Origin of the sequence: Streptomyces sp. NPDC007095 (assembly GCF_040634475.1) — a bacterium.
GTDB lineage: Bacteria > Actinomycetota > Actinomycetes > Streptomycetales > Streptomycetaceae > Streptomyces.
In genome coordinates this window covers 1-12,347 of record NZ_JBEYFS010000069.1, presented here as the reverse complement: position 1 = coordinate 12,347, position 12,347 = coordinate 1, and the positions used below count along the sequence as shown (strand labels likewise).

Below are 12,347 nucleotides of genomic sequence, written 5' to 3'. Positions count from 1 at the left end.
TCGACCGGCGCGGGAGGCATGTAGGGGCCCTGTCGCACCCCCGAACAGCGCTCCCCGGCACAGCTCGGCCTGTCATTTTGCGCACGCGGTGACTTCCTGCTGTCGAGTGAGCCGGAAGCGCGGTCAGCGAGCGAACGCCTCGTTCAGGCGGACGTTGTAGCCGTCTTCTTCCATGAGGACGACGGTGACGCCGAACGGGGAGGGATGGTCCAGTTCGAGCGGGATGAAGGAGTAGTTGACCGCGGCCTGGACGGGAAGGACCAACTCGCCGCCCGGTTGCGGCTCGATGGCGGGCTGCCATGCGGGCTCGGTCGAGTCCCGGCCCTCGGGGGAGCGGGCCGAGGGCTGCTCGGTGTAGGGGAACTGATGGAGCACATGGCCGTCCTTCGTGGCGTGCACCATGTTCAGGCACGGCACCGGGCCGGTGATCGGCAACTGGCAGGCGGTGGCGACGTCGTGGGTCTCCCAGGCGAGAACGACCTCGTCGGCGCCGGCCGCCGCGGCGATGTTCGCGAGTTCGGCGATGCCGGTGAGCGCGTCCTTGCCGGGCTCGGTCGGCCGTACCCAGATCAGGCCGACCAACTCGCCGCGCACCAGGGGCATGATGACCGGCCGTGGCACGGCGCCCTCGGCGAGCCCCGCGGCGTACGCGCTCTTCATCGACTCCACCAGCGCGTCCCACGTCTGTGCATCCATGAACTCACCCTCATCGCCCGCCTGTTTCCGATCAGGCTGACCCTGTCATGCGGGCCGTGTCCTTCGCCAGCGGCTCGGACCGGTCAGGCGGGCGCTCCGGACAGGACTTCCACCTTGCCGGTGTCGAGCGAGTAGTAGGCGCCGACCACGGCGAGCGCGCCCTTTTTCACGAGGGGGGCCAGGTCCTGATTGGAGCGCAGGTCGGCAGCGGTCAGCGTCACCTGCGCTCGGGCCATGGAGTCCACCGGGTCGGCACCGCCCATATGGACCGCCTTCTCGTACGCCGGGCGCAGGGCCTTGGCGATCGCCTCCAGATTGCCGGGCAGCGGTTTGCCGTCACGGATGGACTTGTACGCCGCCTCGACGGCGCCGCAGCGTTGATGCCCGAGAACCACGATGAGCGGAGTGCCGCTCGTCATGGGCCCGTACTCCACGGAACCCGTGACCACCGGGCCGATGGCCTCCCCGCCCGTACGCATCACGTACAGGTCACCCAGCCCGGTGTCGAAGAGGAGTTCGGGCGGCACCCGGGAGTCGATGCAGGAGAGGATCGCCGCGAAGGGCTCCTGCTTCTCGGCCACGAACTCGCGCCGGACCGGATCCCGGTCGGGATGTCGAAGATCGCCGCTCACCCAGCGCTTGTTGCCTTCCATCAGTCTGGTGAACGCCGAGGCGGGCGTGGTCGGCCGCGGTTCCGGCGAGGCGCTGGTCGCCGACGGGGCGGCGCTCGTCGGCACACACCCCGTAAGTATGACCGTGGCGGCCGCGAGACCGCCGACGAGAAGAACTCTGCGATCGGGATGTCCCGCTCTGTCCATCAGCCCTGACCTCTCAGTCCGCCGAGATGTCTCCGTACGCCTTGACCAGGGGCGATTGTGCAGTGCGGTAATCGAAACGGACGGGAGGCACACGGGGGCGCAGGCCTCATTGCCACCGATGGCCCACGACCGCGAGACCTGGAACGGTCTGCGGCGGAGCTTCGCAGCCGGCAGGTCAGATGCCCATCGACGCCATCTCGATCGCCGACCGGTAGTTCGCCGCCGCGGTCACCACGCAGGCCCGGTAGGGCCGGTTGTCCTTCACGACGAGGAAGTAGTCCTTGAGGTTCTTCCAGTAGCTGAGCAGATAGCCGACGCCGGGGAGGAAACCGGGCGGCCGGGGTACCAGCGCGAAGGCCTCGGAGCACCGGAGGATCTCCCCGGTCGCCTGGGAGAGGACGTCGGCGACGTCGGGGTTCATGTTCCAGCCGGCGGCCAGGTCGGCGTTCCAGATGGAGGCTGCCACCTCCCGCAGGTGCGCCTCCTCCTCCGGGGAGAAGTCGCTCCGGCCGAAGGCGTGCAGGGCTGCCAGGGGTGTCCCGGCCGGGGAAGGTCCGGCGGCGGCCGTGGCCGCCGTGCCCGAGACTCCGAGAAGCAGTGCGGCTGTTGCGGCCGCCGCCACGGTGTACACGGCCCGTCTGCCGCCCATGCTGATCGGTCCCCTCTGCGGATGCGTCCGGGGCCTGCCGCCCGGGCAGGGCCGACGCTGTCATGTCCGGTACATACGGGTCAACGGCGGCAATCTGCCACCCGCGGCCGACGGCTGCTTCTTGACGCCGGTTCACCAGGAAGCCGCCCGAGACCCCGTCGCGCGGCGGAAGGTACGCATCCGTCGGAGATCGCGGGGCACCATGATGGTGGCGGGAACCACCCGTGCGGGCGACGACGTACGTCCGCCCTGGACGGCCCACCCCGAATTCACGGTGTTCCGAGCGGGACATGGACGGGAGTGGCCCGGTTCACATGGCATAACGGGGGCGTCACCGACAGCATGGTCCTCGTCACCGGCAGGCCGAAGGGATCCAGGATGTTCCGCAAGGTGCTGGTCGCCAACCGCGGCGAGATTGCGATTCGCGCGTTCCGCGCAGGCTATGAACTGGGCGCGCGAACCGTGGCCGTCTTCCCTCACGAGGACCGCAACTCGCTGCACAGGCTGAAGGCCGACGAGGCCTACGAGATCGGCGAGCCGGGGCACCCGGTACGGGCCTATCTCTCCGTGGAGGAGGTCGTCCGTGCCGCACGCAAGGCGGGTGCGGACGCCGTCTACCCGGGCTACGGGTTCCTGTCGGAGAACCCGGAACTGGCGCGCGCCTGCGAGGAGGCGGGCATCACGTTCGTCGGCCCGGACGCCGCCACTCTCGAGCTGACGGGAAACAAGGCCCGCGCCGTGGCGGCGGCCCGGGCGGCCGGCGTGCCGGTCCTCGGCTCCTCGGCGCCCTCCGACGACGTCGACGAACTGGTTCGCGCCGCCGAGGACGTCGGCTTTCCCGTGTTCGTCAAGGCGGTCGCGGGCGGCGGAGGGCGCGGCATGCGGCGGGTCGAGGACCCGGCCGCACTGCGTGAGTCCATCGAGGCGGCCTCCCGCGAGGCGACGTCGGCGTTCGGCGACCCCACCGTCTTCCTCGAGAAGGCCGTCATCGATCCGCGCCACATCGAGGTGCAGATCCTCGCCGACGGACAGGGCAACGTCATCCACCTGTTCGAGCGCGACTGCTCGGTGCAGCGCCGCCACCAGAAGGTGATCGAACTGGCGCCCGCGCCGAACCTCGATCCGGCGCTGCGGGACCGGATCTGCGCCGACGCGGTGCGGTTCGCCCGCGAGATCGGCTACCGCAACGCGGGCACCGTGGAGTTCCTCCTCGACCGCGACGGCAACCACGTCTTCATCGAGATGAACCCGCGCATCCAGGTGGAACACACGGTGACGGAGGAGGTCACCGACGTCGACCTCGTCCAGGCCCAGCTGCGCATCGCCTCGGGCGAGTCGCTGGCGGATCTCGGGCTCTCCCAGGAGACGGTCACCCTGCGCGGTGCCGCTCTCCAGTGCCGTATCACCACCGAGGATCCGGCGAACGGCTTCCGCCCGGACACCGGCCGGATCAGCGCCTACCGCTCGCCGGGCGGCTCGGGTATCCGCCTGGACGGCGGTACCACCCACGCGGGTACGGAGATCAGCGCGCACTTCGACTCGATGCTCGTCAAGCTCACCTGCCGGGGCCGGGACTTCAAGTCCGCGATCGGCCGGGCCCGGCGTGCCGTGGCCGAGTTCCGCATCCGGGGCGTCGCCACGAACATCCCGTTCCTCCAAGCCGTATTGGACGACCCCGACTTCCAGGCCGGGCGGGTCACGACGTCGTTCATCGAACAGCGGCCCCACCTGCTCACCGCCCGCCACTCCGCCGACCGCGGCACCAAGCTGCTCACCTACCTCGCCGACGTCACGGTGAACAAGCCGCACGGCGAACGCCCCGACCTGATCGACCCCGTCACCAAACTGCCACCGCTGCCCGCCGGTGAGCCGCCCGCGGGTTCCCGGCAGCGCCTCGTCGAACTCGGCCCGGAGGGCTTCGCCCGGCAGCTGCGCGAGTCGCCGACCATCGGCGTCACCGACACCACCTTCCGCGACGCCCACCAGTCCCTGCTCGCCACCCGGGTGCGCACCAAGGACCTCCTGGCCGTCGCCCCGACCGTGGCCCGGACCCTGCCCGAGCTGCTGTCCCTGGAATGCTGGGGCGGCGCCACCTACGACGTCGCCCTGCGCTTCCTCGCCGAGGACCCCTGGGAACGCCTGGCGGCCCTGCGCGAAGCCGTGCCCAACATCTGCCTCCAGATGCTGCTGCGCGGCCGCAACACCGTCGGCTACACGCCCTACCCGACCGAGGTGACCGACGCCTTCGTCCAGGAGGCCGCGGCCACCGGCATCGACATCTTCCGCATCTTCGACGCGCTCAACGACGTCGGCCAGATGCGCCCGGCCATCGACGCCGTACGGGAGACCGGGACGGCGATCGCCGAGGTCGCCCTGTGCTACACCTCCGACCTGTCCGACCCGTCGGAGCGGCTGTACACCCTGGACTACTACCTCCGCCTCGCGGAGCAGATCGTGGACGCCGGCGCGCACGTCCTTGCCGTCAAGGACATGGCCGGTCTGCTGCGGGCACCCGCCGCGGCCACGCTCGTGTCGGCGCTGCGCCGCGAGTTCGATCTGCCGGTGCACCTGCACACCCACGACACCGCGGGCGGTCAGCTCGCCACCTACCTCGCCGCGATCCAGGCCGGCGCCGACGCGGTGGACGGCGCGGTCGCCTCCATGGCGGGCACCACCTCACAGCCGTCGCTGTCGGCGATCGTCGCCGCCACCGACCACTCCGACCGGCCCACCGGCCTGGACCTGGGGGCCGTCGGTGACCTGGAGCCGTACTGGGAGAGCGTCCGAAGGATCTACGCGCCCTTCGAGGCGGGCCTGGCCTCGCCTACCGGACGCGTCTACCACCATGAGATCCCCGGCGGCCAGTTGTCCAACCTGCGCACCCAGGCGGTCGCCCTCGGCCTCGGTGACCGCTTCGAGGACATCGAGGCGATGTACGAGGCGGCCGACCGTATCCTGGGCCACCTGGTCAAGGTCACTCCCTCCTCCAAGGTCGTCGGTGACCTCGCCCTGCACCTGGTGGGTGCCGGGGTGGCGCCGGAGGACTTCGAGTCGACACCCGACAGGTTCGACATCCCCGACTCCGTCATCGGCTTCCTGCGCGGCGAACTGGGCACCCCGCCCGGCGGCTGGCCGGAGCCCTTCCGCACCAAGGCGCTCCAGGGCCGTGCAGAGGCCAAGCCCGTACCTGAGCTGACCGCAGAGGACCGTACGGGTCTGGAGAAGACCCGGCGTTCGACCCTCAACCGGCTGCTGTTCCCCGGGCCGACGCGCGACTTCGACACCCGCCGCCAGGCCTACGGCGACACGAGCGTGCTGGACAGCAAGGACTTCTTCTACGGGCTGCGTCCCGCCAAGGAGTACGCCGTCGACCTCGAACCCGGAGTGCGGCTCCTCATCGAGCTCCAGGCCATCGGCGAGGCAGACGAACGCGGTATGCGCACCGTGATGTCCTCCCTGAACGGCCAACTGCGGCCGATCCAGGTCCGTGACAACGCGGCGGCTTCCGACGTACCGGTGACCGAGAAGGCCGACCGGGCCAACCCCGGGCACGTGGCGGCGCCGTTCGCCGGTGTGGTGACGCTCGCGGTCGCCGAGGGCGACGAGGTGGAGGCCGGTGCGACCGTGGCTACCATCGAGGCGATGAAGATGGAAGCCTCCATCACCGCCCCGAAGGCCGGCCGGGTGACCAGGCTGGCCATCAACCGGATCCAGCAGGTGGAAGGCGGCGACCTGCTCATCGAGGTCGGCTGAGGCTCGTGTCGCTGAGCACGCGTGCGTGAAGCACGCGTGCTCCGTCGGGACCGACCTGCGGCCGCCCGCCCGATCTTCGACAGACGGGCGGCAATCGAGGTGCTACGGCGTCGGGGCGCGGGGTGCGACGGTGTCACGGCCGGTCGTGTGCCGACGCCAGAGGCAGTCGCCGACCATGCTCGGTCTGTGGACGAGTGGCTGCGCCACCTCGAACGCCGTCTCGGAGACCCCGGGGACCGACGGTGGGTGGTAACGCCCGGCGCAGACGGACAGGTTGACGATGAGGTAGGCGTTCCAGCTCCTCCCCACGCCCGCCGGTCGGCGCAGGCGCGATCGCCCTTGACCCACCAGACGACGGAACAGGCACCGAACTCGACGCGCAGGTCCACCCGGCACCCGGCTGGACGGCCTCGTCGCGGTATTGACTTGCTCCCCCTGCTGAAACAGGGAGATTCCGGTCTTCCGCACCGGGTGCTGTGCCGCTGCGCGACACGAACCCCGGTGCGGATTCCGTGGCTTCCTGCTTCTTCGCGCTGCGCCGGAACGAGTCCCGGTCTTACCTGCGCTCGACAGGCTGTCACCGCCAGTCCGGCGGACCATCGCCAGACATTCGCCACCGCGATGACCGCCCTGCTGGCCGAGTTCAACGCCTATCTCGCCCGCGAAGGGGCCGACCCGGTCGCCGACCAAGTGGGTTACCGGCAACACGCACTCTGGCTCAGCCCAGCAGAGCTGGAAGAACTGACCGGTGAGCTCCGCGCAGCCATCGCGCCGAGACTGGCCAACCGGCCGAGCCCTGAGCGGGCACAGTACCTGATCAGCCCCATCCACTTCCCGGTGGAGAACACGCAGCGGGAAACCGGGCAGTCGGCGGCTGCGACTGATCACGGAACGGAAGCATGACCGGCCGGACAGCTTCTGGGGCCCGAGCACGATCTTGCCGCGGGTGTGCCGCCGTTCCAGCTCGCGGAACGCGTCTGGCACCCGCTCCAGCGGGCAGGTGCGAGCGATCGGCACTTCCGCCTCCCCCGCGCGGCAAGCCGGGCCGGCCGGCCGCGCACACCGTCGCACCTTCTTCAACAGGACTCACTCCCACTGAGCCCATAGGAACGGTTGCCCAACTCTGGCTCGATGCTGGCTATTTTGTGCACCCGGACTTGCCGACGCCTTGACGATCCGTTTCCTGCACGTTCAACCAGTCGCCTGTGCCCGCGTTGTGTGCCGTCCCTAAGGTCCCTGAGTGTTTCGGAAGAAGGGGCTCATGGACACACCACTCGCAGTCCAGGCTCGCGGGATCACCAAGTGTTTCGGCGACGTCGTGGCACTCGACGGCGTCGATCTGGAGGTGGCGCAGGGGCAGATCCACGGCCTGGTCGGACCGAACGGCGCCGGCAAGACGACGCTGCTCGGTCTCCTGCTCGGCCTGGCCGTCGCCGACAGCGGCCGCCTCCAGATCCTGGGCACGCCGCTCAGGCGTGCGCTCGCCGCCCCCGACGGTGTCGCCGGCTTCGTGGACGGGCCCGGCCTCTACCCCTCGCTCACCGCCCGGCAGAACCTCGCCGCGCTGGCCGCTCTGCGAGGCCGCGACGCGCGGACCGCGGGGGTCGACGACGTGCTCGACCAGGTCGGGCTCACCGATGTCGCCGACGACCAGGCCCGCGGCTTCTCCCTCGGCATGCGTCAGCGGCTCGGGCTTGCCGCCGCCCTGCTCACCAAGCCCCGGCTGCTCGTGCTCGACGAACCGTCCAACGGCCTTGACCCGGCCGGCAAAAAGCACGTACACGGTGTCCTCACCCGGCTCGCGGCGGACGGAACCAGCGTCGTGCTCTCCAGCCACCGCATGGACGACCTCCAGGCACTGTGCTCCGAGGCCACCATCGTCGCCACCGGACGGGTCGTCTTCACCGGCCCGCTGAGCAAGCTGGCCGCCGAGAACCGTGAACTCGACTACCGGCTGCTCACCTCCGACCCGCAGGCCGCCCGCCAACTGGCCCTCGGCACGGCCGGAATCCGCGTCGTCGACGACACCGGGGCACGGCACGACGCCGAGGTCCTCGTCGTGCGCGCGCCGGTGCCCGCCCTCGACGAACTGGTGGTGCGGCTGGTGCAGGCGGGCATCGCGTTGCGCGAGCTCGCCCCCCTGGTGTCGCCGCTCGAAGCCGCGTTCCTCGCCCTCACCGAGCAGAAGGAGAACGGCCGGTGACCGCGACCATCGCCGAAGACAACGTTGCCGCAGCCCGCCGCGTCTCGGTTCCGCGCGCCTACCGCTTCGAGCTGGTCAAGCTGGTCTCGCAATGGCGGATCCGCCTGCTGGTCCTCGCCTGCTGGATCGCGCCGGCGCTCTTCGTCGCCGCGGTGAGCCGGCAGAGCACGCTACCCTCCGACACCCTCTTCGGCCGCTGGATGCACGCCACCGGGTGGGCCGGAGCGCTGGTGATGCTCGGCTTCGCGGGCACCTGGGCACTCCCGCTGCTGACCTCGGTGGTCGCCGGCGACGTGTTCGCCTCCGAGGACCGGCTCGGCACCTGGCGCCACCTGCTCGTGGCGGTGCGCTCGCCTGGGCGGATCTTCGCCGCCAAGGCACTGGCCAGCCTCACCGTCATCCTGCTGCTCGTGGCCGGGCTGGCCTGTTCCAGCACGGCCGGCGGGATCGTCGCGGTCGGCAACCAGCCGCTGGCAGGCCTCGACGGCCACCTGCTGACCCCGGCGGACGCCGCCGGCAAGGTCCTGCTCGCCTGGGTCTGCGTACTCGCCCCGACCCTGGCTCTCGCCGCGATCGGACTGCTCGGGTCCGTCACGCTGGGGCGGTCCCCGATGGGACTGCTGCTGCCCGCGCTCGTCGCGCTCGCGATGCAGCTCGCCCAGGTGATGCCGCTGCCCGTCGCCGTACGCCTCGCCCTGCCCAGCTACGCCTTCATCGCCTGGAACGGTCTGTTCACCAGCCCCACGCAGCCCGGCCCGCTCCTGATCGGCATCGTGGTCAGCCTGCTGTGGGCGGTGACCGCAAGCGTGCTGGCCTACGTGCTATTCCTGCGGCGCGACTTCACCAACCCGACCTACGACGGCTCGGGGCGCCGCGCGGTCACCGCCGGAGTCCTGCCGCTCGTCGGGCTGGTCGCCGTCACGGTCGCGGTGCTCGCCTCGGCGACCGGGGTCACCGGCTCCGGGATCGAGCAGGACAAAGTCCAGCGCTCGGTCGCCACGGCGTTCGCCCATCTCTATCGCCTGCAAACCGAGCAGCTCAACCGTCCCGCCGTCACAGAAGCGCAGTTGAAGGCCACGGCGACGTGCGACAAGGGCAGCGTCAAGGTCGCCGCCGAGGGGCCGGGCAACGACTGGCGTTGCGTCGTGTCCTGGCATCTCCCTGGCGTCGAGGTCGTGGGGACGGCGATCTACCAGCTCGACGTCACACCTGACGGTCGTTTCATGGCCGACGGTGACGGACCGAAGGAAGTGAACGGCTACTTCCTGGTCCGCACCCCGACCGGGGACGCACCCAACCCGCTTTGGCAGTTCGACGGCAGCGTCGACCTGCTCGACACCGCCTCGAAGGGATAACTCCATGCAGGTAGCACGGCAGCGTCGGAGCAATGAGAAGGAACAGATCAACCTTTTTGGCAGACGCGTCGGCCGCCGGAGCACTCTGGTAGCGGCGGGCATCGCTGTGGCCCTCGCCGTCACGGGCACCGCTGTTGCCTCGACGAGCCAGTTCGGCACCCAGCAGGTCGGCCAGGTCACCGATCACGGCCAGGTCATCTCGAGCGACCAGTACATCGCCCCGTACGGCAGCCGCACCGTCATCAACAACGGCAAGATCATGTCGTCCTCGGTCAGCCCGGACGGCAGCCATCTCGCGGCCTCGATCGCCGACGGTGATGCGTCGCTGGTGGTCATGGACCTCAAGACCGGGCAGGTGAAGCAGCGCGTCGGCACCGCCTCGACGGACGACCTGCGCATCACGAGCGGCGCCGTCGGCCAGGAGGGCCCGACGTACTCGCCCGATGGGTCGCAGCTGTGGTTGGGCCAGAGCGACGGCTACACCAGGTTCACCGTGAACTCGGACGGCACCCTCGCCAACCCGACGACCATCTCGATCCCGGCCGACGGCTCCAAGCACGCCCTGGTGGGTGCCGCGGTGTTCTCGGCCGACGGCTCCACCGTGTACTGCGCGGTCAACGGCCAGAACCGGGTGGCCGCCATCGACGCGGCGACCGGGACCATCAAGCAGAGCTGGGCCGTTGGCAACGCACCCCGCGGCATCGCCGCGGTCGGCAACAAGCTCTACGTCAGCAACGAGGGCGGGCGTCCGGCCAAGGCCGGCGACACCACGATCAACTCCTACGGCACCCAGGTTCCGGCCGACCCGGAGACCGGTGCCACCACCACCGGCACGGTCAGTGTCATCGACCTGGCGGACCCGACTGCGGCCGTCGGGAGCATCGACGTCGGTCTGCACCCGACGGCCCTGTACGCGAAGAACGGGGCGTTGTTCGTCACCAACACCGCCGACAACAATGTGTCGGTCATCGACACCCGCAAGAACAAGGTCGTGCAGACCATCGCCACCCAGCCGTGGCCGGAGGCGTCGGTGGGCTACGAGCCCAACGCGGTGACGCTCACGGACGACGGTCGTCTGCTGGTCACCCTCGGCCGCGCCAACGCCGTCGCCGTCTACCGGTACAAGTCTCCGCAGGAGCCGGCCAGTTACGTCGGCCTGCTCCCGACGGACTACTTCCCCGCGGAGATCACCACCGTGGGCAAGAAGGTGGTCGTCTCCAACACCCGTGGTATCGACGCCCGCCGCCCCACCGGCAAAGCCGGGCACGGCACCCACGACACGACGTCGAGCCTGACCCAGTTCACACTGCCGGACGACAGCGTCATCAGGTCCCAGACGGGCAAGGTCTTCAAACAGAACGGCTGGACCCGCGGCTCGGTCCCGCTGTCCAAGGGCAAGGGCAACCAGAGGCCGGTGCCGGTCCCGGCGCGGCTCGGCGCTCCCTCGACGATCAAGCACGTCTTCATGATCGTCAAGGAGAACCGCACCTACGACCAGGTCTTCGGTGACATGCCGCAGGGCAACGGCGACCCGTCGGTGACGCAGTTCGGCGAGAACGTGACGCCGAACCAGCACGCGCTGGCTTCGCAGTTCGGGTTGTACGACAACACGTACGACATCGGCACGAACTCCGCCGAGGGCCACAACTGGCTGATGCAGGCCGACGACCCGGAGTACACCGAGTCATCGGCCGGTGAGTACACGCGCAGCTACGACACCGAGGACGACGCTCTCGGCCACCAGAAGTCCGGCTTCATCTGGACCGGTGCGCAGGCGGCTGGGAAGTCCGTCAAGGACTTCGGCGAGTTCCAGTCGTTCGAGAGCAAGCCGGCCGGCGCGTCCTGGCAGAACCTGTACTGCGACACCAAGAACATGGAGGCGACCGGGCAGGACACCGCCTACCCCATTCAAACGGGCTCGGCGATCCCGTCGCTCAACAAGGTGTCGGTGCCCGGCTTCCCGCTGTTCGACACCAGCATCCCGGACATCTACAAGGAGCAGATCTGGAAGCAGGACTTCGAGAAGAACGGTCCGGCGAACCTGAACATGTTCTGGCTCTCCAACGACCACACCGGCGGTCCGGCGAACGCGGCCGCTCAGGTCGCGGACAACGACCTCGCGGTCGGCCGGATGGTCGACGAGATCTCGCACAGCAAGTACTGGAAGGACTCGGCGATCTTCGTGGTCGAGGACGACTCCCAGGCCGGCCTCGACCACGTCGACGGCCACCGTGCCCCGATCCAGATCATCAGCCCCTGGGCCCAGCACGGCACCGTCGACAGCCGCTACTACTCGCAGATCACGCTGATCCGGACCATCGAGCAGATCCTCGGGATCCATCCGATGAACCAGAAGGACAGCGCGGCCAGCCCGATGCGCGGGGCGTTCACCCAGCACGCCGACTTCACGCCGTTCAAGGCGCTGCCCAACCGGACCTCGCTGACCGACGGCCTGAAGACCCCGCCCGCCTGCGGCGTGGACACCCCGGCGCCGCAGGACCCCAGTGCGGCGGCCGTGCCCTCGGCAAAGGTGCCGGCGGACAAGCAGGCACTCGCGGCGAAGTGGGAGGAATGGAAGACGCACCAGCGGCTGACCGGGCCGGGCGCCATTCCCGACTTCGCGAACCCCGCACAGATGAACCACTTCACGTGGTACCAGACACACGGGTGGACGAAGCCCTACCCCGGCGAGGACAAGATCTTCGCGCCCAAGGACGTCCCGGGCGCCTACATCCCCTCCTCGGAGTCCGACGGCTGACGCAGGCTGATCGCGTCAAGGGGCCCCTGGCCGGCGTCACCGCCGGCCCGCGGTCCTGGCACGAGCCGGCGTTCCTTCCTGCGCCACGTGGGTCTCACGGGTGGCGCGGGCCCCA

At 69.8% G+C, this 12,347-nt stretch carries 9 protein-coding genes; 6 read left to right on the top strand and 3 right to left on the bottom strand.

Annotated features, from left to right (window positions below; translation table 11 throughout):
- Nucleotides 1-123: 123 nt before the first annotated feature.
- From ABZ656_RS23700 to ABZ656_RS23690, 3 genes are all read right to left on the bottom strand, one after another.
- Nucleotides 124-696 carry a hypothetical protein gene (locus ABZ656_RS23700; RefSeq protein WP_360270296.1) on the bottom strand — a complete coding sequence of 191 codons (573 nt, stop codon included), beginning with the start codon at nucleotides 694-696 and terminating at the stop codon, nucleotides 124-126.
- An 83-nt stretch (nucleotides 697-779) separates the two neighbouring features.
- Nucleotides 780-1,514, bottom strand: a complete 735-nt coding sequence (locus ABZ656_RS23695) for a carbonic anhydrase (protein ID WP_180362277.1) — start codon at nucleotides 1,512-1,514, stop codon at nucleotides 780-782.
- 175 nt (nucleotides 1,515-1,689) lie between these two features.
- On the bottom strand, nucleotides 1,690-2,163 hold the full coding sequence (locus ABZ656_RS23690; protein WP_360270293.1) for a hypothetical protein: 474 nt from the start codon (nucleotides 2,161-2,163) through the stop codon (nucleotides 1,690-1,692).
- 378 nt (nucleotides 2,164-2,541) lie between these two features.
- Here ABZ656_RS23690 and ABZ656_RS23685 point away from each other — a divergent pair, with 378 nt between their 5' ends.
- The 6 genes from ABZ656_RS23685 to ABZ656_RS23660 form a co-directional block, all read left to right on the top strand.
- On the top strand, nucleotides 2,542-5,916 hold the full coding sequence (locus ABZ656_RS23685; RefSeq protein WP_360270291.1) for a pyruvate carboxylase: 3,375 nt from the start codon (nucleotides 2,542-2,544) through the stop codon (nucleotides 5,914-5,916).
- A gap of 621 nt (nucleotides 5,917-6,537) precedes the next feature.
- Entirely contained in the window at nucleotides 6,538-6,819 is a 282-nt protein-coding gene (locus ABZ656_RS23680; RefSeq protein ID WP_360270347.1) for a hypothetical protein, read from the top strand.
- A gap of 358 nt (nucleotides 6,820-7,177) precedes the next feature.
- Nucleotides 7,178-8,119 carry an ABC transporter ATP-binding protein gene (locus tag ABZ656_RS23675; RefSeq protein WP_360270289.1) on the top strand — a complete coding sequence of 314 codons (942 nt, stop codon included), beginning with the start codon at nucleotides 7,178-7,180 and terminating at the stop codon, nucleotides 8,117-8,119.
- Nucleotides 8,116-9,474 carry an ABC transporter permease gene (locus tag ABZ656_RS23670; RefSeq protein WP_101403049.1) on the top strand — a complete coding sequence of 453 codons (1,359 nt, stop codon included), beginning with the start codon at nucleotides 8,116-8,118 and terminating at the stop codon, nucleotides 9,472-9,474. The genes ABZ656_RS23675 and ABZ656_RS23670 overlap by 4 nt, the downstream gene beginning before the upstream one ends.
- 4 nt (nucleotides 9,475-9,478) lie before the next feature.
- Nucleotides 9,479-12,232, top strand: coding sequence for a bifunctional YncE family protein/alkaline phosphatase family protein (locus tag ABZ656_RS23665; RefSeq protein WP_360270287.1), 2,754 nt, complete (start codon nucleotides 9,479-9,481; stop codon nucleotides 12,230-12,232).
- A gap of 6 nt (nucleotides 12,233-12,238) precedes the next feature.
- Nucleotides 12,239-12,347: twin-arginine translocation signal domain-containing protein (locus tag ABZ656_RS23660; protein ID WP_360270341.1), on the top strand; the 109-nt coding region annotated here is incomplete at its 3' end.

Bases quoted from the DNA above. Each gene is read 5' to 3' on its own strand.
- ABZ656_RS23675 (WP_360270289.1), top strand. From the start codon at position 7,178: ATGGACACACCACTCGCAGTCCAGGCTCGCGGGATCACCAAGTGTTTC.
- ABZ656_RS23680 (WP_360270347.1), top strand. From the start codon at position 6,538: ATGACCGCCCTGCTGGCCGAGTTCAACGCCTATCTCGCCCGCGAAGGG.
- ABZ656_RS23685 (WP_360270291.1), top strand. From the start codon at position 2,542: ATGTTCCGCAAGGTGCTGGTCGCCAACCGCGGCGAGATTGCGATTCGC.
- ABZ656_RS23690 (WP_360270293.1), bottom strand. From the start codon at position 2,163: ATGGGCGGCAGACGGGCCGTGTACACCGTGGCGGCGGCCGCAACAGCC.
- ABZ656_RS23700 (WP_360270296.1), bottom strand. From the start codon at position 696: ATGGATGCACAGACGTGGGACGCGCTGGTGGAGTCGATGAAGAGCGCG.
- ABZ656_RS23695 (WP_180362277.1), bottom strand. From the start codon at position 1,514: ATGGACAGAGCGGGACATCCCGATCGCAGAGTTCTTCTCGTCGGCGGT.
- ABZ656_RS23665 (WP_360270287.1), top strand. From the start codon at position 9,479: ATGCAGGTAGCACGGCAGCGTCGGAGCAATGAGAAGGAACAGATCAAC.